This window comes from Candidatus Manganitrophus noduliformans, assembly GCF_012184425.1.
GTDB lineage: Bacteria > Nitrospirota > Nitrospiria > SBBL01 > Manganitrophaceae > Manganitrophus > Manganitrophus noduliformans.
Window position 1 is genome coordinate 718,755 of the sequence record NZ_VTOW01000003.1, and the last position, 22,129, is coordinate 740,883.

Annotated in this window: 18 protein-coding genes; 11 read left to right on the forward strand and 7 right to left on the reverse strand. The window is 58.5% G+C overall.

All coding sequences use genetic code 11. The features are described 5' to 3' along the window. Window positions 1-176: 176 nt before the first annotated feature. The 10 genes from MNODULE_RS17990 (at window position 177) to MNODULE_RS18035 (ending at window position 15,212) form a co-directional block, all read left to right on the forward strand. A complete protein-coding gene (locus MNODULE_RS17990; protein WP_168062438.1) occupies window positions 177-893 on the forward strand; it encodes a hypothetical protein in 717 nt (238 codons plus the stop codon). Between the two features lie 69 nt (window positions 894-962). After that, window positions 963-2,933 (forward strand): hybrid sensor histidine kinase/response regulator, encoded by a 1,971-nt coding sequence (locus MNODULE_RS17995; protein WP_168062440.1) that lies wholly within the window; start codon window positions 963-965, stop codon window positions 2,931-2,933. A gap of 765 nt (window positions 2,934-3,698) precedes the next feature. Beyond that, on the forward strand, window positions 3,699-4,088 hold the full coding sequence (locus tag MNODULE_RS18000) for a Na-translocating system protein MpsC family protein (RefSeq protein WP_168062443.1): 390 nt from the start codon (window positions 3,699-3,701) through the stop codon (window positions 4,086-4,088). Between the two features lie 608 nt (window positions 4,089-4,696). Beyond that, window positions 4,697-5,500: an AbiJ-NTD4 domain-containing protein gene (locus tag MNODULE_RS18005; RefSeq protein WP_168062445.1), complete on the forward strand. Its 804-nt coding sequence runs from the start codon at window positions 4,697-4,699 to the stop codon at window positions 5,498-5,500. A gap of 561 nt (window positions 5,501-6,061) precedes the next feature. After that, window positions 6,062-6,751, forward strand: a complete 690-nt coding sequence (locus MNODULE_RS18010) for an AbiV family abortive infection protein (RefSeq protein WP_202882255.1) — start codon at window positions 6,062-6,064, stop codon at window positions 6,749-6,751. Between the two features lie 80 nt (window positions 6,752-6,831). Continuing rightward, a complete protein-coding gene (locus MNODULE_RS18015) occupies window positions 6,832-7,686 on the forward strand; it encodes a restriction endonuclease (protein ID WP_168062447.1) in 855 nt (284 codons plus the stop codon). Further along, window positions 7,676-8,347 (forward strand): hypothetical protein, encoded by a 672-nt coding sequence (locus MNODULE_RS18020; protein ID WP_168062449.1) that lies wholly within the window; start codon window positions 7,676-7,678, stop codon window positions 8,345-8,347. The genes MNODULE_RS18015 and MNODULE_RS18020 overlap by 11 nt, the downstream gene beginning before the upstream one ends. A gap of 322 nt (window positions 8,348-8,669) precedes the next feature. Next, on the forward strand, window positions 8,670-11,456 hold the full coding sequence (locus tag MNODULE_RS18025) for a proton-conducting transporter transmembrane domain-containing protein (protein ID WP_168062451.1): 2,787 nt from the start codon (window positions 8,670-8,672) through the stop codon (window positions 11,454-11,456). 4 nt (window positions 11,457-11,460) lie between these two features. Beyond that, window positions 11,461-14,874 (forward strand): DUF2309 domain-containing protein, encoded by a 3,414-nt coding sequence (locus tag MNODULE_RS18030; RefSeq protein WP_168062453.1) that lies wholly within the window; start codon window positions 11,461-11,463, stop codon window positions 14,872-14,874. Then, window positions 14,871-15,212, forward strand: a complete 342-nt coding sequence (locus MNODULE_RS18035) for a P-II family nitrogen regulator (protein ID WP_168062456.1) — start codon at window positions 14,871-14,873, stop codon at window positions 15,210-15,212. The genes MNODULE_RS18030 and MNODULE_RS18035 overlap by 4 nt, the downstream gene beginning before the upstream one ends. Window positions 15,213-15,305: 93 nt before the next feature. Here the strand turns inward: MNODULE_RS18035 and MNODULE_RS18040 are convergent, their stop codons facing one another. The 4 genes from MNODULE_RS18040 to MNODULE_RS18055 all read right to left on the reverse strand — a co-directional run bounded on the left by MNODULE_RS18040 (window position 15,306) and on the right by MNODULE_RS18055 (window position 19,489). Beyond that, the gene (locus MNODULE_RS18040; RefSeq protein WP_168062458.1) at window positions 15,306-16,652 is read right to left on the reverse strand and encodes a TldD/PmbA family protein; all 1,347 of its coding nucleotides are present in this window, start codon (window positions 16,650-16,652) and stop codon (window positions 15,306-15,308) included. Between the two features lie 14 nt (window positions 16,653-16,666). Further along, a complete protein-coding gene (tldD, locus tag MNODULE_RS18045) occupies window positions 16,667-18,112 on the reverse strand; it encodes a metalloprotease TldD (RefSeq protein ID WP_168062460.1) in 1,446 nt (481 codons plus the stop codon). Between the two features lie 72 nt (window positions 18,113-18,184). Beyond that, complete coding sequence (locus MNODULE_RS18050) at window positions 18,185-18,679, reverse strand: acyl-CoA thioesterase (protein WP_168062462.1); 495 nt, start codon at window positions 18,677-18,679, stop codon at window positions 18,185-18,187. Between the two features lie 33 nt (window positions 18,680-18,712). Continuing rightward, the gene (locus MNODULE_RS18055; protein WP_168062464.1) at window positions 18,713-19,489 is read right to left on the reverse strand and encodes an SDR family NAD(P)-dependent oxidoreductase; all 777 of its coding nucleotides are present in this window, start codon (window positions 19,487-19,489) and stop codon (window positions 18,713-18,715) included. Between the two features lie 213 nt (window positions 19,490-19,702). On the opposite strand from MNODULE_RS18055, the gene MNODULE_RS18060 reads away from it, so the two are divergent. Next, window positions 19,703-19,969 (forward strand): hypothetical protein, encoded by a 267-nt coding sequence (locus MNODULE_RS18060; RefSeq protein ID WP_168062466.1) that lies wholly within the window; start codon window positions 19,703-19,705, stop codon window positions 19,967-19,969. 39 nt (window positions 19,970-20,008) lie between these two features. On the opposite strand, the gene MNODULE_RS18065 is transcribed toward MNODULE_RS18060, so the two are convergent. From MNODULE_RS18065 to MNODULE_RS18075, 3 genes are read right to left on the reverse strand one after another with little or no spacing between them, the layout of a single operon-like run. Continuing rightward, the gene (locus tag MNODULE_RS18065) at window positions 20,009-20,734 is read right to left on the reverse strand and encodes an HAD-IIIA family hydrolase (protein ID WP_168062469.1); all 726 of its coding nucleotides are present in this window, start codon (window positions 20,732-20,734) and stop codon (window positions 20,009-20,011) included. Between the two features lie 30 nt (window positions 20,735-20,764). Further along, complete coding sequence (locus MNODULE_RS18070; protein ID WP_168062471.1) at window positions 20,765-21,721, reverse strand: ketopantoate reductase family protein; 957 nt, start codon at window positions 21,719-21,721, stop codon at window positions 20,765-20,767. 22 nt (window positions 21,722-21,743) lie between these two features. Next, on the reverse strand, window positions 21,744-22,085 hold the full coding sequence (locus tag MNODULE_RS18075; protein ID WP_168062473.1) for a thioredoxin family protein: 342 nt from the start codon (window positions 22,083-22,085) through the stop codon (window positions 21,744-21,746). Window positions 22,086-22,129 lie beyond the last annotated feature (44 nt).

Sequence of the window (22,129 nt, forward strand, 5' to 3'; positions counted from 1 at the left end):
ATTTTAAAACGAGAAAAAAATGAAAAGGCCGCTGCATTGTAACACAAAAAAAGCCGGATCGATCCATTTTTATTTAAATTTTCTAAAGAAAGTGACGTAGATCATCAAAACGGCGGGGACTCGGACAGTGTTTCTTTACCGCCGACTGTGTTATGCTCGGCGCAACGGAGGGATCGATGTTGATCGGGCAACAGCAGCCTTTTTCGACTGTTTTCAAAAATCACCTCGGCGCTCCCGCCGTCTTTTGTCATGAAGCGTATCTTACATTCGGGAGCTGTCAAGCCGTCTCCCCTTCTCTTCTCCTCGGCGGCGGCGATTCTTCTTCCCACCAACTTCATATCTCTCGGGAAGACCTTGCCGCAACGCCGGTTGAAACACGCCAGCAGAGGAGCCTCTCCCGAGAGTTCGGGATCGAGCCCTTCTCCTGCGGATACGGCATCGAGCAGGTTGGAACCGGGATCGGGATGGGGAATGTCCTCCGGTATGACGCCTACCTCTGTATTTACGAGCGGACCCCCTTGGAATGGCTCTCATTAACCGAGCAGGCCACCTCCGATCCGGCCTCCGCCGCCCCCTTCGAATGGGAAAAACTGGCCTGGGCCGATCATCACCGCGCCGCGCTGTTGATTCCTTATGGATATCTCATCGGTGTTCTGCGGATCGATTCAACGCGCGGGCGTCTCTTGCTGACCGGCGGGGCCGACTCCTCTCCCTCTTTCACCGTCATCCGGGACCGGATCTCGTTCAAACCGGCCTCCTCCAAAGGGTTTCCCGCGGTCATCCAAGAAAAGATGAAGGATTCTCCTCTCGCCGCTTATGAGCTCAGCCGTTTCTCGGAATGGAAAGAATACACCGAGTCGATCGGCCGGCTCTTTATCTTCGAGCAGAAGTAACCCGCGCCCGCTGTTACTTGCATTCACTTTCATAATTTGATATCGATAATGATTAAAAGAGGTCGATCGATGTCACTGACGCTCAACGGCAAATTCACCAAGCCGCCCCGCCACCCGCTGCTTCGCTATGGAGTGGGGGTGTTTTCGGTCGCGCTCATTTTCCTGTTACGACTCCTCATCAACCCCTTCGTGACCGAGACGACCCCCTTTCTTCTTTTCCTCATCGCGGTCATGGTCAGCGCCTGGTACGGCGGCATGGGGCCCGGGCTGATGGCGACGGTTTTATCGACCTTGATCAGCGATTTCGTTTTTCTCTCTCCTTATTACGGTTTTCTCCGTTACACGCCGGGCCAGACCGTTCAGCTCAGTCTCTTTATATTAGAAGGATCGGTCATCACCGCGTTGACGGTCGCGCTGCACTCCGCCAAGCGTCAAGCCGAGGCCAATATGGAGGCGGCGCGGCGCAGCGAAGAAACCCGCCGCCAGAGCGAGGAGCGCTTCCGCCTCCTGATCGACGGGGCGAGAGACTATGCGATTTTTATGCTCGATGCATCGGGACAGGTGATCAGTTGGAACGCGGGGACCGAGCGCCTCCAGGGATATCAAGCGGAAGAGATCCTCGGAAAGCCGATCTCCCATTTTTATCTTCCCGAACAAATCAGGCAAGGAAGACCGGACAAAGCGCTCCGCATCGCCGCGACGGAGGGACGCTTCGAGGAAGAAGATTGGCGGATGCGGAAGGACGGGTCGATCTTTTGGGCGCTTATGGTTGTCACGGCGCTTCGCGATGCCTCCGGAGGCCTGAGCGGCTACTCCGTCGTGATGCGCGATATCACCGAGCGGAAGCGGGCGGAGGAGGAACGGAACGATCTTTTGATCCGAGAGCAGAAGGCCCGCCTCGAAGCGGAAGAGGCCAACCGCTCGAAGGATGAATTCCTTGCGATGGTTTCCCATGAGCTTCGGACCCCGTTGAATGCGATCCTCGGTTATTCGCAACTGCTCGGCTCCGGCATGTTCGACGAGGCGCAGGCCGCGCGGGCGATCGAATCGATCGAGCGGAATGCGAAAATACAGGTCCAACTGATCGAAGATCTGCTCGATGTCTCCCGGATTATTACCGGCAAACTTCGCCTTCATCCCAGGCCGATCGATCTCATTGAAGTGATCGAGGCCGCCGTCGATACCGTTCGGCCGGCGGCGGATGCAAAGGGGATCCGGCTGGAATCGGACCTGGATCCCTCCGCCGCTCCCTTCGTGGGTGATCCCGATCGGCTCCAGCAAGTGACATGGAATCTCATTTCAAATGCCGTCAAGTTTACCCCTGAAGGAGGGGAAGTTCGCGTCGGACTCAAACGGATTCCCCCCTATGTCGCGCTGACGGTCAGCGACACCGGAATCGGCATCCCTCCCGACTTTCTTCCTTTTGTGTTCGAGCGGTTCCGGCAAGGAGCGTCTTCCCCGGACCGGTCTCACACCGGCCTCGGTTTGGGCTTGTCGATCGTCCGCCACCTCGCGGAGCTGCACGGCGGGAGTGTCCAGGCGACCAGTGAAGGAGCGGGTCGAGGGGCGACGTTTACCGTGAAGCTCCCCGTCCGGGCGATCCGGACGGGAGGGGGAAATCTTCCGCGCTCCGAGGAAGCGCCTTCGACGATGTTGGAGGGGATCAAAGTGCTCGTGGTGGACGATGAGGCCGATGCCCGGGATCTTGTCACGTTGGTATTGAAGCAGCGCAAGGCCGAGGTCGCCGCGGTCGGATCGGCGGAAGAGGCGCGCCGCGCCCTTGATTCTCTAAAGCCGGATGTTTTGGTCAGCGATATTGCCATGCCGGGTATAGATGGATATGTCCTGATCGGGCGGTTACGGCAGGAGGAATCGGAGGGACGGCGGCATATTCCGGCCGTTGCGTTGACCGCCTACGGCGGCTTCGAAGATCGACAACAGGCGTTGATGGCCGGTTTTGATACTTATCTCGTCAAACCGGTCGATCCCGAACGGCTGGCTAAAGCGCTCTCCGCGCTCGCCCGATCGATCCCGTCTTGAACGTCACCTTTTTTCTTTGTTTAAGTTCAAATTAGATTGGATTGGAATGGGGCTTTGCCCCAAGCCCCACCCGCGAGGATCAAAGTCGTGGGGCTCTTCGCCCCACACCCCACCGCGGGGGTTGCTTGCCCAACCCCCTTCGGCTTCCCAAGGGGCACCAGAGGGAGGCAAGCCCCCCCCTTGGATTCCCCCCATACGGTCGAACTCGGCGCATCCACGCAAAAACAGCGCGGCTGCCCCTCAGACAGGGCGACCTAAAGCGGTAGATGGAACGTCTGACAGAAGTAACGCAGGAAGATAGGGGGCACAGGACGCCCATGACGCGCCGGGTCTTTCTATTTTGTTTTTATTTTGATTTTGAATTTGAAATTGATTTATCTTCTGTGGGCCTCTGCGCCCGCAGCGAAAGGGACCCACTGGGGGATGGGTGGAGCGAGGACGTAGAGGCCCACTACAAATCAAGATGTTTCATCTACCTTACAAGGTCAGCTGTCTGAAGCACAATCCATCGGTGTCCTTCCGTGGTTGAGCGAGTTCTGACCGTAAAACGGGGGGAGCTGGGGGGGTACTTTCCCCCCGGCTGCCCTGGGAATCCAAAGGGGGTTGGGCACGCAACCCCCGTGGCGGGGGGTGGGGCGAGCAGCCCCACGACTTTGATCCTCACAGGTGGGGTCCGGGGCAAAGCCCCGTCCGTTCAATTTCCGCTTTACGCGTCCGGCTTTCTGATGTAAAGTGAAGCGGTCATTTCGTCTATCAGAGAGAATCATGCCGACGGGAAGAAAAACAAAGGGGCAGGTCGAGGCGGAGATCAGCAACGCGATCATTCAGTTCGAAAAAGATTACATGGGCCGCGGCCCCAAGGAAACGCAGGCCTACATCATCAACGACATGATCCTGCTCCGCCTCAAGGGGGTGCTCACCCCCGCCGAGCAGCAGCTGGCGAAGAACCCGGAAGGAACCAACCTCATCAAACAAGTCCGCTCCAACCTCCTGGAGCAAGGCCGCGGGCTCCTCTCGGAGCTGATCGAAAAGATGACCGGCCTCAAAGTGATCAGCCTTCATACCGACATCAGCACGAAGAGCGGAGAACGGGTGATTATTTTTTCTCTATCGGAAAATCTTGAAAAGCGATTTGAAGTAGACTCTGGCAGGTAAGGTTGCCATCGAGGTCGCTCTCGCCAAACAAAATGTGTCTGGGCCGTTCCGAAATCTCGCCGCTCAAGATTCTCCAATTATGAAAAAATAAGATTAATCTTCCTTCCTGAAAAAGTGATTTGTGAATCCCAGACCAGAATACATTATTAAAGTCGCAATCCTCGATCGCGATGTCGTCGTAAAATAATCGCTACCTTCGGAATACATTCGGCCGGAATCATTATGGATAGGAATTTGTTGACACCCACCTTAGAAAAAGCTAAGATGCTGGTGGTCCTACCTACCTATCCATCCAGAGCGAGTCATGAAAAGCCGTGCGGCCTCTTGGGAACCTGGATTTTATCCCGAAAAGATTTTCCGAGAGGACGAGCGGTTCTCATCGCGCAGAGGGTGTTGCGGTAGATACCCCCCTTCCAAAGCCAACAGGCCCGATTCAAATTAGGCCGGCGAACACGCGGGCAGGGTGGCCCAGCCGAAGGCACCGTCGATTCAACCGCTTGTGACATTATTTGCCCTCCGTAAGGTCTGAGTAGGCGGCAGTTTTAGCAGAGTTGGCGGAAATGATTGGGACGTCGAATTATAGTTATGCCTCATGAATGGCCGCTGCGATGACTGACCGATTTTCAAAGAGACACGGGTACCACGAGTCACATGAGAAGGAAATCTCTGTGCGGCAGGACGCGCCGCACGAACTGCGCGGCGTCCTTGTTCAACTGGCCTACGAGTGCGGGTTTGGTCCGCACAGCCTTCGAGAAGTGGTTTGTCGCCTACTCCGCAAACGTCCAGACGAAAACAATTGGTCCCCATACCCCAACATTGATCGTGAAGTACACAATCTCGTTGACGACTGCGCCTGGTACCGCGTGTACGACATTATTGAGGGGCTCGCCGCTGCGATGCGCGAAGCACCATATACCTACAATGCTGCGAAATTCGAGAGCGAGTTGAACGATTACTGCCTTGAAAACGGCATCGGCTGGAAGCTGTCTGGGGGCGTCATCGAAATGCGCGGTCCCGAGGTGTTCGAGGAAGTGGTTGTCACCGCTGAACGCGCATTGGAGACGCGAAATCTTAGTACCGCGCGAAATGAACTACATGAGGCGCTTCGTGACTTGTCTCGCCGTCCCTCGCCGGATGTAACCGGGGCTATTCAACATTCAATGGCGGCTCTTGAGTGCGTCGCCCGCGAGGCATGTGGTGACGGAAAGGCCAATCTCGGCGACATCATGAAACGTTACGGAAATATCGTGCCTCGCCCTCTCGATGAGGCAATTTCAAAGGCTTGGGGGTACGCATCAGAAAATGCGCGCCATATTCGCGAAGGGAGGGAGCCAACCTTTGAGGAAGCTGAGTTGGTTGTCGGTATCGTTTCTGCGCTCTCTACATACTTGGCGAGAAAACATGAGGCATAACCCTGCGGTCCACCGGACGATGCGCGATAAAGCCGCGCAGTGCCGGTGACCTTCACGTTAGCGGTCATGAAATCGAAATACGAGATTATCGAAGAACTTCATCGTAGAGCGCGCGAAACCGGCGACGCGGAAGTTTTGAAAGCTATCCCAGGCCTACTAGTGTCCTGGTGTATTAAGCTTCGCAAAAATGACGGAGAGCTTTATCAAGTCAATTTGTCCAAACCAGAGCAAGGAATTTTGGTTATTGGGTTGCGGTACAAAAAGAAAGATGGGTCGTTAACAGAAGACATTTTTGAATTTGACGCTTCATCTCCGAACGAGATTTCAAAATACTATAAAGGTCGATACGAACGTGAAAGAAAGGAGTACGGAGGTACTCACAAGCAACAAAATGTTTCGTTATCCCCCTTTACAAGTGTTAACACGTGCAGTCTTTATATTGGAATGAGAAATGATATCTAATAAGGCAAATTCACTCGGACAGACAAAAGCGTCGCTTCGCGCCGCTTCTTGGCCAGCCCCTGATGCAACACGTTAGACCCTCCGGTGTCCTGAGGGCCTGTGAAGAAGAAACTCGATGCATACCGAAGTAGGTTGACACCCGGTCAGATCGCGGACGGGATGAATGCTGCCGCAAGAAATGCGCGTCGTCTATCGGAAGACGCGGAGTCGCTTGTCAGCATTGGGCGTTTCCCAACAGCTGCGTCTGTTGCCGCGCTCTCTATTGAGGAAGCCGGAAAAGTCTCAATACTTAGGGAACTTGCTCTTGCGCGAACCGATGCGGATGCTTTGGAGGTTTGGAAGCGATACCGGTCTCACACTTCTAAGAACATCGCCTGGCTGCTACCGCAGCTTGCCGCCGCAGGCGCGCGAAGGCTGGATGACTTGAGGCCTCTGTTCGACGAGACGTCCGATCATCCGTTCGTCCTCGACAACCTCAAGCAGTTGGGCTTCTATACGGATTGCCTCGGTAACGCCCACTGGGCACTGCCGTGGGAAGTCATTGATGAAGGACTCGCGCGGATGCTCGTTCAGATCGCAAAGGCGTTAGCGGGGAAGGACCAGCACACCGCGCGCGAAATTGCACTCTGGATGGAACACATTGGTCCAGTCTGGAAGAAAGACCCCGCATGGATGAAGCAGGCGCTTGTGAATTGGTATGGCGCAATGCAGGCTGAGGGGCTCGCTACCGACGGCCCGAACGCGATGGAGCAGTTTATCCGCTATGGTGTACAGGAAAAAGGGGTCTAACTTCGGCATCCAGCGGACGCCCAACAGCGGCGCTGTGCTTGCTGTTGGGCGCCGTTGATGCCGGGCGTTAGGTTTCACGGATGCCAACCGTCACCGCCCAGTTCTTGCGAGATCTCGTGAGCGAAGGCATTGCCGCGTCGATCTCAATGCATCGCGCATCTCGCGAGGCAAACGCCGACGACTACGTACGGCCGGAAGACGAGGAGCCGACTGATGACGAGATTGACGACTTTCTTTTTAGCAATCCGTTGCTGGACGGTGAAACTGTCTCCCACCTAACCGACCCTGGACTGTTGGGCTTCTTCGCTAGTACCGCCGTCGCCTCTGATGATTGGTTGTTCGAATTCCGCGAGCACATCGCTTCCTGGGCCGACACTCAAGAATGGCAAGCCGCCGACCTCGTCTTCTATCACGCCATCGACCACGTTAACCCGCCAACACCAGACCGGGAGGTCTGGACACCCAATAGTGCGCTTGTGCCTGCGGCAGTCTTTCTCGCCAACTCGCCAAGCCACCTTCTGCTTGCAGACAAGCTTCTACGCGAAGGCAAGCTACTTTCGGAGCTGGGTTGGCGTCAATTCGAGCACCTCATCGCCGAACTTCTGGAAACCCACGGGTGGAATGTCACCCTGATGCAGGGATCGAGAGATGGCGGCATTGACGTGCTCGCAGAACGAGTAGACCCCATCCTCGGCGCTCTTAAAGCCATTTGGCAAGCCAAGAAGTACTCGACGAATCGGAAGGTACAGCTTAGTCACCTGCGAGAACTCTCAGCGGTTGTCGAACGTGATCGTGTTACCAAGGGCATCATCGTTACCACCAGTACTTTCACGCGGGGGGCCATTGAATGGGTCCAGCGCGACACCTATCGCCTCGATGCAAAGGATGGCCAATATGTTGAGCGCTGGGTCAGGAGGCGCCTGTATGAAACCTAACCCTTCCATCGAGGCGACGTGTTCCAGCAAGCTTCGCTTGCTTCCACAAGCCCCTCATGTCAAACATTGTGCCCCAAAAATGAAAATGCTCGCCAAGACTTCAGCTCTGCTGATAACGGTCCTAGTGGCCGGTAGCGTTTTCGCCGCAGATTCACTCATCCTTAGCCCAACGGCTCTAGGTCCGTTGCCGCTGACAGGCAGGCCCGCCAAGGTGTCAGAGACAAAGCTTAAGAAGCTCTTCCCCAACCTAGTCGTTAAATACGACATAGGTCAGGGAGACTCCCCTGACTTTCACTACTTCGAGGTTTCGAAACCCAACGGAGAAGTCCTCTTTACGATTAAGTCTTTTATTGAAGAATCGGCTGAAAGCAAAAAAACGACATCGGAGGTCTCCATCTCTATTCTTCAAGTCCGAAGCCCAGAGATAAAGGACGTCCATGGCCTGCGTGTCGGTGATCGGGTCAAAGACATTATCACGAAGCGTGGCAAGGACATGGAATTTGGGGCTGCGCACCACGATGTCGTAATGGGTGCCGGCAACATTTACTACAGCATTGCCACAGGCAGCGATCTTAGCCCTGAACGGCTCACAATGGAAGATGCGGTAAAGGGTAATTGGAAAATCAGAGTTATCTCATGGCCCGAAGCCGCATGGGAGTAGCCTCTGGGGCACAACATGTCGTTCGTGCAGTCCAAACTACCGCTTCCCCGATCATCCACACTCAAAGAGAGCATCATTATTTTCATCCCAACTTGGCAACTCTAAGCCCCTCTCCCCGTTAATTTCCCTTGACTTGGAACACCCACCTGGTTTTTAATTTCCATACGCGGGAGATAGCCCGAAGGATCCTGAAAAGTTAGGATCGGTCAGGCTATAAGCCGACTCAAATACTTGAAGGGTTGGGTCGGCTTTTTTTGTTATCCGCGTTTTACCGACGCTTTTTCCCCGCATTGACGATAGAAATCACAAACCACGGAGGAAGATGACGGTTTCGTACTACCCATTGCTGATCCTTCTGGGGCCGCTTACCGCGGCCGTGGCGATCGGCCTCTTCGAAAGGCAGATCGGCCGGAAGGCCTATCGGATCGGCACCGCCGCGCAGATCGCGTCGCTCGCGATCTCCCTTCTCGTCCTCTACCAGGCCGGCGCGAGCACCGAGCCAATCCATGTCCCCCTCTCCCCCGCCGAAGGGGGCCTCTTCCAATTCGGCCTCTATATCGACCGCCTCGCCGCCGTCATGATGGTGCTCGTCAGCGCCATCGGCTTCCTGATCTTCCGCTTCGCCATCCGCTACATGGAGCAGGAGACCGGCCGCGCCCGCTTCCACGGCCTGCTCAACCTGATGACCGTGATCCTCCTCTGCATGGTTTCCAGCCGCAACCTTCTGATGCTCTTTGTCTTCTGGCAGCTCATCAGCTGGATGCTCTACCTCCTCGTCCACAACTACTCCCACCCCGCGTCGGTGCAAGCGGCCGGGAAAACCTATATCATCCTCCGGATCGGAGACGTCGCCTTTTTGGCCGGGGTCGTCCTCGCCTATCGGACCTACGGCACCCTCGAATTCCCGCAGCTCTTCATCAAAGCGGCCGAAATGCAAGAGAGCTTTTCGCTCGGCGGATTTTCAATCGGCGCGCCGACGGTCATCACCCTGCTGATCTTCATCGGCGCCATGAGCAAGTCGGTCCAGTTTCCGATGCACACCTGGCTGGCCGGAAACCTCTACGCCCCGACGCCGGTGACCGCCCTGCTGCACGCCGGGATCATCAACGCCGGCGGCTTCCTCATGAACCGGCTCGCCCCGCTCTACGGCCTCAGCCCCGTCACGCTCCATTTCGCCCTGCTGATCGGCGCGGTGACCACGCTCGTCGGGGCGACGATGATGCTGACGCAGAACGACATCAAAAAGACGCTGGCCCACTCCACCGTCGGGCAGATGGGCTACATGATCATGGAGTGCGGGCTGGGGGGCTTCGCCCTCGCGATCTTCCACCTCATCGCCCACGGCCTCTTCAAAGCGACCGTCTTCCTCAACAGCGGCCACATCATCCATGCGGCCCGACACGAGCCGAGACATCCGCCGCTGCACGACAAACACGATCAGGTGGAGCTCGCCCTGGAGAAGGGGGATTTCTCCCGCCTCACCTGGGGGGCCGGATTCCTCATGACCCTCATCCTCCCGTTGATCCTCGTCCTCACGGCGCACGGCGTGCTCCAAATCCCCCTGATCGATTCGCAAGGGGTGGTGATCTTTCTCTTCTTCATCTGGGTCACCTCCTCCCAGGCGATCCTGACCCTCTACCGCTTGCAGGCGGTGTCGTCGTGGAAGGTGGCGGCGCTCATGCTCTTCACGATGCTCCTGGTGGTATTGACCTATCTCTTCGCGGCGGAGGGGCTGACCCACTTTCTCTATCCCGCGCCGGGAGAGGCGGCCGGCTATTTCCAGGCGGCCGCGTTGAACGGATGGCTCTTCGACTTTTTGATCGCGGTGACGGCGCTGCTGATCCTCTCCGGCTGGGTGGTGATCTACGCGAGGAGCCACGGCTTCGCGATCCGGATGCCGGAGCGGACCAACGCGCTGATGACCCACCTCTACGTTTTCTTCCTGAACCGGACGTATCTGGAAGCCTTCTACGCGCGGCTCGGACGAAGATGGGAGCGATGGACCCGCCGGCTCGACCAGAGCATGCCGTTTAAAATCGCCGTCGGCCTGATCGCGTTCGGCGTCGCCCTCGAGCGGCTCCTCCCCGCCGCCGCACGGGTGAACGATCTCTCCGCCGGAAACCTCGCGATCTTCTTGGTCGCCGTCCTCTTCCTTCCCCTCTTTCCGCTGCACGGGCTCTATGTGGCGGCGCTGACCCGGCTGCCGGGGGTTTTCCCGGCGCTGCTCGCCCTGCTTCTCCCGTTGTCGGGATTCTACGCGATCGGGGGGCTGCTTCCGGAGATCCCGACGGAGATCCGCGGGGCGATCAGCCTGCTCGCCCTCTTCGGCGCGTTCTACGGAATGGTCAAGGCGATCGCCCAGTTCCGGGTGGAGCGGCTGCTCGCCTACGGCGGGGTCGCCCTCTTCTCGATTCTCTGGTGGTATCTCGCCGGCGCGGCCGGCGGCGCGCCGCGGGGGGCGCTCTACGCCGTCGCCGCGGCGCTGATCACGGGGGGGCTCCTCTTCGCCTGGCGGACGGTGCGGACGCGATACGGCGATTTGGATCTCGACCGGATCGGCGGGCTCGCGAAGCCGATGCCCCGCTTCGCCCTCTTGCTCGCCCTCCTGGTGACCGCCGCGATGGGGCTTCCGCCGTTCGGCCTCTTTTCTGGATTGATGGAAATGCTGACGAACCGGTCGCTCCCGGTGTCGTGGGATCTCGCCGTGATCGTGCTGGCCTGGCTGGGGGCGTCGTGGCTTTTCGTCAATTTGATGCGGCGCCTCCTCTTCGGCCCCCCCCGCGCCGACATCCGATACACCGACCTGCGCGGCGGCGAAACCGCCCCCCTGGCGATCGCGCTCTTGATCCTCCTGATCATCGGCATCGCCCCAAACGCATTTTTCCAAACAGACCCGGCGACGACGGGACTTCCTCCACCCAGCGCGCAAAGCGCGCGTGAGGGGGAGGCTCCGGCGGCTTCGCCGACGGAGGGGGCGACGCGAGCCCCTATGATGAATCCCCAGCGAGCGAAAGCGAGCGTTGAGGGGGAGGCTCATCCAGCTTGGCTGGATGAGGGGGCGACGCAAGCCCCTATAATTAGACTCCAGCGAGCCCCTATAATAAACTAAACTTATGCAAATAACCCGAATCCCATACAGCGAAACCGAGCGGCTGCGGCTCAGAGGGGTGGTCCGGCTGGCCGGCGAGATCATCGCCAACTACTGGCCGATGCGGAACTTTATTACCCGCAACCCGTTGCACGGCCTGGAGCATCTCCCTTTCGAGGAGGCGGTGAGGCAGGGGGAGCGGCTCCTCGGGGCGAACGGGTATCTCTCCGGCGCGATTTACCGGGAATATCTCCGCTCCGGGAGAATTCTCCCCGAACAGATCGACGCCGCCCTCCGGCCGCTGGCGTGCGACAAGTACGTGACGGCGGGAGAAGAGCGGGTCACCCGCCTCGCCGTCCTTCGCGCCTGCATGCTGGCGGGGCTCGGCGGCCCCGTCGACCCGGACGAGGCGGTCATCCAGGCCGCGCTCGACGCCGCTCCCGATCGGACCTTTCTGGAGGCGTTGGCGGGCCGCCTCGGCCCCGCGTCGAAACCGCTCGACCTTCGGAAACAGATGCGGGCCGACGCCGAGGCGGCGCGGGGGGCGCTGGTCCGGCGGGTGACGCCGTCGGCCTGGTGCGACCAGGTCCTCGGAACCAACATCACCGAGCAGGTCAACGGGGAGATGATCAAATGGTGCGGCGCCTTTTTGGACGAGGGGCAGGCCCCCTGGCCGATGCCGGAACGGGAAAAAGGATTTTATCTCGCCTGGAAATCGCTCGCCGCGCTCGAATGGTCCCCCTGCGGCATCCCCCTGAGCCGCCGGAAGATCGCCGCCCTTCCGGAGGAGCCGGAAGCGGCGCTCTTCGAAAGCCTCACCGCCCTCGATATTCCCCACGATACGTGGCAGGAATATCTCTCCCTCCACCTGGCGGCCCTCCCCGGCTGGACCGGCTTCATCAAATGGCGCTCCGATCAGAGCGAATATGAATGGCAGCAGGCGTACCCCGCCGATCTGATCCAGTACCTCGCCGTCCGGATCTGGTATGTGCGGGAGCTGGTCGAGAAAGCGTGCCAGGAACATCTTGGAATCGCCGGAAGCGTCGACGCCATCTCGGCCTACCTGCAACGCCACCCGCTGGAATATTATCTGCGGCGCGCCCGGCTCGCCGGGCGGCTGCCGGCCGATTACGCCGCGCAGGTCGATCGGCTCCGCGAGCGAAGCGCCTCCTCGGTCGGACAAAAAGACGCCTGGGAGAAACTCGCCGAGCGTTATGCGGCGCAGATCGGGCCGCGGCGGGAGGAGGCGGTCCGGCGCGCCGCCGCCTTGCGGCTGCGCGCCCTCGCCGAAGCGCTCGCGATCGATCCGGCCCTTTTCCTGGAAACCCCGCCGGAGGATCTGAAGACCCTCCTCGACTGGGTCGATGCCTTTCCGGAATCGGAGCAAGGTCCGATCTGGCTAAAGGCGCTCGAAACGGGCTACCAGGGACAGCTGATCGAAAAACTGAAGTCCAATCTCAGCGCGCAAAGCGCGCATGAGGGGGAGGCTCCAGCAGCTTCATTGCTGGAGGGGGCGACGCGAGCCCCTATGATGAATCCCCAGCGAGCAAACGCGAGCGTTGAGGGGGAGGCTCATGCAGCGAAGCTGCATGAGGGGGTGACGCAAACCCCTCTATTAATCCGCCCGCAGGCGCAAGCGGTTTTTTGCATCGACGTTCGCTCCGAGCCGTTCCGGCGGCATCTGGAGGCGGTCGGCGATTACGAGACGTTCGGCTTCGCCGGCTTCTTCACCGTCTTCATCCGCTATCAAGGGCTCGGCGATCATCACGAGACCGATCAGTATCCGGTGATCATGAAGGCGAAGAACCTGGTGCGGGAGCTCCCCCGCCCCTATCAGGGCCGGCTCCTCTCCCGGCATCTCTCTGGGACGCAGCTGCTGCACATGGGGCATGAGCTGTTGTATTCCCTGAAGGAGAATGTGATCACCCCGTATGTGATGGTCGAGTCGGTCGGCTGGTTCTACGCGCTTCCGCTGATCGGCAAGACGGTTTTCACCAACGGGTATCGGAATCTGACCGCCTGGTTCCGCCGGCTCTTCGCCCCCCCGGTCTCCACCTCGCTCACGATCGACAAGCTCTCCCGGAAAGAGGTCGAGGAGATGCTCGCCTCCGAGCAGCGGGCGGTCATCCGGCGGGCGCTGCAGCAGGAGTTCGGCGACCGGAACCTGAACCTCTCTCTGGAGCGGCTGGAGTTCTTTCGCCGGCGGGCGATGGACGACATCGATCCGGCGCCGTTGGTCAAGGGTTCGACCCGTCCCAATGCCCTCTCCGCGGAGGAGGAGGCCGCCTTTATCGAAGATCTCCGCGCACGCTACCAGATCAACCGTCGCTGGTCGTTCGCCCGGATGGAGAAGATCACCCGGACCGGCTTCACCCTTCAGGAGCAGCTCTTCACCGTGGAGACGGCGCTCCGGATGATGGGGCTGACCAAAAACTTCGCCCGGTTGGTCCTCTTCTGCGGGCACGGCAGCGCTTCGGAGAACAACCCGTACGAGGCGGCGCTCGACTGCGGCGCCTGCGGCGGAAACTCCGGCAAGCCGAACGCGCGGGTGCTGGCGGCGATGGCGAACAAGCCGCTCGTCCGGGAGGGGCTGGCGAAGAACGGCATCGTGGTTCCCGCCGACACCTATTTCATCGCCGGCGAGCACAACACCACCACCGACGCGGTGGCCTTCTTCGATCTGGAGGAGCTTCCCCAGACCCACCGGATGGATCTGCACCGGCTGATGGACGATCTGGAGGAGGCCGGCCTTCAGACCAGCCGGGAGCGCTGCGCGCGGTTCCCGGAGATCGAATCGGCCCCGACCCCCGCTCAGGCGGCGCAGGAGGTGCGGCGGCGCAGCGGCGACTGGAGCCAGGTCCGGCCGGAGTGGGGGCTGTCGGGGAACGCGGCCTTCGTCATCGGCGGCCGGCGGATGACCCGGCGGGTTGATTTGGAAGGGAGGGTTTTCTTACAATCGTATGATCCTCAGGAAGATCCGACCGGCCGGCTGCTGGAGATTCTGATGACCGGCCCCCAGGTGGTCGGCCAGTGGATCAACATGGAGTACTATTTTTCGACGGTCGACAACGGGGTCTACGGGAGCGGGAGCAAGATTTACCACAACGTCGTCGGCCGGTTCGGGGTCATGTCGGGGCCGCAGAGCGATTTGCGCGTGGGGCTCCCCGCGCAGACGGTGATGAAGGGGGAGCGGCCGTATCATGAGCCGATGCGGCTGCTGAGCGTGATCGAAGCGCCGCGGGAGCGGATCGGAGCGATCATCCGCCGTCATAAAGTGCTTCAGGAATATTACCACAACGAATGGGTCCACTTGATCGCGCTCGACCCGGGGGATAAAATCTTCTATCGCTATCTTCCAAGCCGGGAGTGGGTTCCCTTGAGGGAGGCGCGGGCGATTCCGCAGGACGAAATGTTTTTAGAGAAGGAGCAGAACGTATGAACAGCCTTACCCTTCACCCGATGAAGGAGATTCGAATCATCATTCAGGGCGAGCACGTGAAGTTCGCGACCGATCTGCTCGACAGCGTCAAGGCGACCGGCTACACGATCATCCACAACATTTCGGGAAAAGGGACCCACGGGCTTCACTCGGCCCATCCGATGTTCAATGAGATGGACAGTCTGGTGATGTTGATGACGATCGTTCCGCCCGACAAGGTGAAGCCGATTCTCGCCGGCTTACAGCCGCTCTTCGACCGCCATACCGGGGTGATGTTCGTCTCGGACGTCTCGGTCAGCCGCGTGGACCACTTCGCCTCCCCGTCCGGAGACCGCTGACGAAACCCGCCGATCCGACCGTCGCCGTAAACCATGCGCCCGACTTGTCTTGTCGTCCTGAGCGAAGCATGTGGAGGGAATTTATTGCGGAATTTAATTTCCGGCGACGGTCATCCGGGAGATTTTAAGGGTTGGGGCGGCGGTCTTTCGCCAGGGGTCGAGATCGTTGCCGACCATCTCGATCTGCCGGAACATCTCTTTCAGATTTCCGGCGATCGTGATCTCTTCGACCGGATAGGCCAGCTCTCCGTTTTCAATCCAAAGGCCGACGGCGCCGCGGGAGTAATCTCCGGTGACCAGGTTGACCCCGAACCCGATCAGCTCCGTTACATAAAGCCCCGACTTGACCGACCGGATGATCTCCTCCGGCGTATACGGCCCCGGCTTCATGTGGAAGTTGGACGACCCGACCGAGGGGGGATCGCCGATCCCGCGCACGGCGTTTCCGGTGGAGGGAAGCCCGAGCTTCTTGCCGGAGTAGGTGTCGAGCAGATAGGTTTTCAGAACGCCGTTTTCGACGACGGTCTTTCGATACGAGGGAAGCCCTTCGCCGTCGAAAGGACGGGAGCCGAGACCGGAGCAAAGGGTCGGATCGTCGTAAACCGTCACCCCGCTCGACGCGATCGGATTCCCCACCTGATCGATCAGAAACGACGCCCCCTTGTAGATCGAATAGCCCGACACCGCGGAGGAGAGGTGTCCTAAGAGGGAGGCGGCCAGCTGCGGATCGAAGACGACCGGGACCTGCTGTGTCGTGACTTTTCGGGCCCCCAACCGCCGCAACGTCCGGATCGCCGCCGTTCGGCCGATCGATTCCGGCGACTCGAGGTCTTTCAGTTTGCGCCGGGAGGAATACCAATAATCGCGCTGCATCTGACCGTCCTGAACGGCGATCGGCATCGCCGACAAGGAAGCGCCGGTCGTTTCATAATGACCCTGGAACCCGTTGCTCGCGGCATAGAGGACGAAGGTATGATAGTGGCCGAAGTCGGCCCCTTCCGAATTCGTCAGCCGGGGGTCCTGCTCCAACGCCGCCTGCTCGGCCCGGCGGGCGAGGTCGATTTTCTGCTCGATGGGAATTTTCTCCACCTCGGTATCGACCAGATCGAGCTCGGGAAAGCTCTTGGCCAAAAGCTCCGGCGCGGGAAGACCGGCGAAGGTGTCCTCCGCGGCGATCTGGGCCAGGGTGCAGGTGTCGTCGAGAAGGCGGTCGAGCGAGGCGGGGCTCAGATCGGAGGTGGAGGTGATCGCCGACCGGTTCCCGAAAAAGAGCCGCAGCCCGAGGCTTTTTCCGCGGGCATTGCTGATCTTTTCCACCTCTTTGAGGCGGACCTGCGCCGAGAAAGAGTCCCCCTCCACGACGATGAGATCCCCTCCGGTGGCTCCCCGTTTTTCCGCTCTCTTCAGTAACTCTTTGGCTCGATTCAGGTCGAATTGCATTTTTTCTCCGAAGTTTAACCCTTCGTTCCCCCCACCGTCAGCTCCGACACTTTGATTGTCGGCAAGCCGACCCCGACCGGAACACTCTGGCCGTCTTTCCCGCAGGTCCCGACCCCCGAGTCGAGCGACATGTCGCTTCCGACCATCGTCACCTTGGTGAGGACGTCGGGGCCGTTTCCGATCAACGTCGCTCCTTTGACCGGCGCGCCGATTTTCCCGTTCTCGATCAGATAGGCCTCGCTGGCCGAGAAGACGAACTTCCCGCTGGTGATATCGACCTGCCCTCCGCCGAAGGAGACGGCGTAGAGTCCTTTCCGGACCGATCGGATGATCTCTTCCGGATTCGACTCCCCCGCCAGCATATAGGTGTTGGTCATCCGGGGCATCGGGCTGTGCGCGTAGCTCTCCCGGCGGCCGTTGCCGGTCAGCGGCATCTTCATCAGCGTCGCGTTCAAACGGTCTTGAAGATAACCTTTCAAGATCCCCTTCTCGATCAGAACAGTCCGGCCGGTCGGGGTTCCCTCGTCGTCGACGTTGAGCGAGCCGCGCCGCCACGGAAGCGTGCCGTCATCGACCACGGTGCAGAGCTCGGAAGCGACCCGCTGGCCGATCTTCCCGCTGAAGGCCGAGGTCCCTTTGCGGTTGAAGTCGGCCTCCAAGCCGTGTCCGATCGCTTCATGAAGAAGAATGCCGGGCCAGCCGGGCCCCAAGACGACTTCCATGACCCCCGCCGGGGCATCGATGGCGCTCAAATTCAAGATCGCTTGCCGCGCCGCCTCTTTGGTGTACTCCTCGAAGCGCCGCTCCTCCAGGAAATAACCGAATTCGCGCCGGCCGCCGCCGCCGAAGCTGCCGACCTGGCGGTTTCCCTGCTCCTCCGCGATGCAGCTGACGTTGAGCCGCATCAACGGGAGGACATCGCCGGTGACCGCCCCTTGCGAGTTGACGATCAAAACGATTTTATATTCGCTGCTGAAGGAGGCCATCACCTTTTTGATCCGCGGATCATATTGCCGGGCGATCCGATCGATCTCTTCCAGAAGCTTGATCTTCTCCTCGACCGGAATTTCGATCGGAGGGGTCGTCACCGGATAGAGGTTGCGCGAGGGGGGGGTCACCCGGACCGGAACGGCGCCGGACGATCCCCCCTCTTCGGCGATGTACCGGGCGGTTTTAGCGGCGACCAAAAGCTGATCGGTGTTGATGTCATCGGAGTAAGCATAACCGGTCTTCTCCTGGGCGATGGCCCGAACGCCGACCCCCTGGGAAATGTTTTTGGAAACCTTCTTGACGATCCGCTCTTCGAGGCTGATCGATTCGCTCGTTTGATACTCGAAGTAGAGATCGGCGTAGTCGATCCGCTTTCCCAACACCCGGCCGATCGCCGATTCGAGCGAAGAGGTCGAGAGACCGTACTTCTGCAGAAAAAACTGCTCCGGCCGTTCCGTTGTATTTGACATTCGATTCCTTTCTTATTTTCGTTAAACGAATAACGATTTTTTCTTGATTTTACAGGAGTTCGACCTCTTCTTTCAAGCGCGATCTCTTCCCAGTCTTTCCAGTCTTCTCTGCTTGCGCTCGAGCGCCTCCTGAGAACGTCGGCGCTCCTCATCGGTCGTTAAGACCAGTTTTGGAACCGGAACCGGCTTGCCGTTGAAATCGATTGCGACATAGGTCAGAATCGCGCTGCTGGTGTGGACCCGCTCCCCGGTCAGGCCGTTCTCGGAGTAGACCTCGACGCCGACTTCCATGGAGCTTTTCCCCGCATAGTTCATGCGGGCCTTCAAGATGACCAGAAATCCGAGCTTCACCGGAACAAGAAACTCGAGCCCCTCCATCGCGGCGGTCACGATCGGCTTCCGGCTGTGCCGGTTGGCGGCGATCGCCCCGACGATGTCGATCCAATGCATCAGCGTTCCCCCGAGGAGATTGCCGAGCATGTTGGTGTCGTTCGGCAGGACGATCTGAACCATCTCCGTCGCCGACTCGGCGACTGTCTTTCCCTCTTCCGGCATCTGCTTCTCCATTCTTTTTGATCTCCCCGGCCCCCGCCCCCACTCTTACGACATGGTCGCGCCGCCGCAAATATTGAGCGCCTGTCCGGTCATCGCCTGGGAGGCGTCTGAAGCGAGATAGACGGCCAATTCGGCGACTTCGGTCCCTTCGGTGAACCGCTTCATCGGAATCGCCGCCACCGCCTGGCGCCGGACCTCTTCTTCCGACAACCCCGCCGCCTCGGACCACTCTCTTAATCCAAGACGCGCCATCTCCGTTTCAACCCATCCCGGACAAAGGGCGTTGACCGTGATGCCGCGGGAGACCACTTCGAGCGCCAAGGCGCGGGTAAAGCCGATGATCCCATGTTTCGTGGCGCAGTAGGCGGTATAACCGGCGACGCCGAACCGGCCGAGAACCGAGGAGAGGTTGATGATCCGCCCGTGGGCTTGATCCTTCATCTCCGGAAGGACCCGCTTCGTGACGTAATAAACGCCGGTTAAATTGGTCTCCAAGATGCGCATCCACCGATCGTCTCCTTCTTGATCGATCGGATTCTGCCCGGACGTCCCCGCGTTGTTCACCAAGATCGTGATCGGCCCGAACGCCTCGACCGTCTTCGTCACGAATCGATCGACCGACTGTTTGTCGGTCACGTCGACTTCCCATCCGACAATCGGCCACCCTTTTGCCCGGAGCCCTTCCGCAAAGGTTTTATAATGGTCCGGCCGGCGGGAGCCGATCACCACCCGGGCCCCTTCTTTCAAGAAAGCCTCGGTGACCGCGGCGCCGATCCCGGTCCCGCCCCCCGTCACCACGGCGACTTTATCTTTAAGGCGCATCAAATCCTCCCCGCTGCAGATCAAATAACCGAAATGGTGTAGAGATTATACGAATTCGGTTAATACGGTCATCCTATTTTTGAATGTGATCGACATCCTAATTGTATCTTGCTGATTTTAAAAATAAAATATATTATATCCTCTTAAGGAAGACGGCACAGGCATTGCAAAATTTCCACCCGTTATAAAAATCACCCAAACAGGAGGAATAGAATGAAAAAATTGATTATGTTCTTTGTTGCTGCAATGGTTGCCTTCAGCTTCGCCACAGCCGGCTTTGCCGGCGGAGATCACAAAATCTCCGGCGAGATCACAAAGGTCGAAGGAGACATGGTCACGATTAAAGATGAAAAAGGCAAAGAGCATATGGTTCACACCGACAAGAGCACCAAAATGTCGGGCGAAGTGAAGCAAGGGGCGAAAGTCGAAGCGCAAACGACCGAAAAAGGTCACGCCACCATGATTTCGGTAAAGAAATAGTCTGAACCGGGTCGGCTTTATCTGGAACGCCTCTTCATCTCAGCCCGGTGGAGAGGCGTTTTTTTCCAGCGCGTCTAAAAGATCGCTCAGGGAAGAGAGGCGCGGGACGGAGCGCTCCTTCGTGTAGCGTCCCGAACGATCGAGCAAGAAGACGCGCATTCCAATTTCCCTGGCCCCTTCAATATCGTGATGCGGACTGTCTCCCACATAAACCGATTCTTCAGGTGAAAGGGCCGCTTTCTTCAAGGCCTTCCTGAAGATTTCCGGAGCGGGTTTGGCGACCCCTTCGAGACTGGAGATCGTCACCGTCCGGAAATAGTGACCGATGCCGAGCGATCTGCAGACCTCGCCGATTCGAGAATCAAAGTTGGAGATGATTCCAAGATGATACCCCTCCCGGTGCAGCCGATCGAGGATCTCTTTCGTCTCCGGAAATAACGACCACCCCTCCGGCCCCTTGAAAAAAACAAAGAGCTCTTCGAAGAGGGCATCGAACTCCGGGAAGCGAATCTCGTCGAACACTTCACGAACGATCTTGTACCACCACTCCTTCTCTCGTCTTTTCAGCTCCGGGCCGCTGACGCCCGGGAAGGTCAGCGGCGGACTTTGCTTAAACACCTCCTTGAATCGTTGATTCAAAAGCGCCGGATCGACCTCAATGCCATACTTCTTTGCAAATCGACTATATTGAGCGCCGACACTCCCTTTGACTTCGAATAAGGTATCTCCCGCGTCGAAGAAAACCCCTTTGATTTTAGCCGGCATGGCCCTCCCATTCTCCAGAGTGTGCGTGACTCACTCGGGTTTCCCTCCCGCTCGCTTCATTTCAAGGCCCTTCACCAGTCCATAAAGCGCGCGGTGCGTCGGAACCGGAATTCCCCTTTTCTCTCCCCGCCGGATCAGATCGCCGTTGAGATGCTCGATCTCCGTCGGCTTCCCGTTTTTGAAATCCTCGTACATCGAGGTGTGATACTCGCGGAACTGGTTGGAGGCCGTGATCGTCTCTTCAATGATATTCGTCTTCAACGCGATCCCTTCGGCCGCCGCGACCGCGATGATCTCGATGATTCCCTGCCGGACGATTTCAAGGAGCGGCGCCGAATCGAGAATCAACGAAATGGGATGATCGAGGATGACGGAAAGAGGATTAAACGTCGCGTTCCAGCAGAGTTTCTCCCATTTGGCTTTCATGATCTGGCCGGTCAGGTAAGCGGTGATCCCGGCATTTGAAAGAAGCTGATGAATTTGCGCGGCGCGATCGCTCTTCTCTCCCGAAAGCGCTCCGAGGGAGATGATTCCTCTTCGATAATGCTCGATCAGACCGGGCGCCGCCAACCGCGAGGTGATATAGGCGACCCCGGCGACCAGGCAATCTCTTTTGAAGTAGGAAAGAATTCTTTCTTCGGAGTCGACGCCGTTCTGAAGGGTGAGAAGGGTTGCTCCCCTCTCCACCAGCGGGGCGATTTCCTCTAGGAGAGACGGAATGTCATACGCTTTGACCGCGAGGATGATCAGATCGACCGAGTCGATTTGAGAGACGCTTTGAATCAGCGGCGGATGAACCGTAAAGTCGCCATTGACACTCTTGATCTGAAGTCCGTCCCCCGCGATCGCCCGGTAGCTCTTCGGACGGACCAGAAAAGTGACATCGATTCCCGATCTGCAAAGGAGGGCGCCGAAATAACCGCCGACGGCGCCCGCTCCGATCACGAGCACTTTCTTCAATTGTTTTTGCGGATTGTCTATCGACATCGACTCCAGAAAATGATCTCACCTAAACGAGAAGGTACTGATCAATGCGACGGATCAGTTCATCATACTCTAATTTTTCGTCGGCCGTATGGACCAAAACACCGTTCTTATAGAAATGAGAGGTCGGAAAGGTCTCGAAGGAGTATTGTTTTTTAATTTCGCGACAGGCCCCGGGAACATGCATCTGCGCTTTTCCGAACTTTACGGACCCCCCATATTTCTCCGCCGCTTGTTTGAGAATCGGATCAAACTCATTGCACGGAACACAGGAGGCGATTCCAAAAACAACCACCGCGGCGGGAACGGCCAGGTAGGAGGGATAGTTTTCGTCATCGACCCTCGGGATCTCAATTGAATCACCCATTTCTCTTCTTCTCTCTTCTTCCATATAAAAATGGCCGGAAGGGG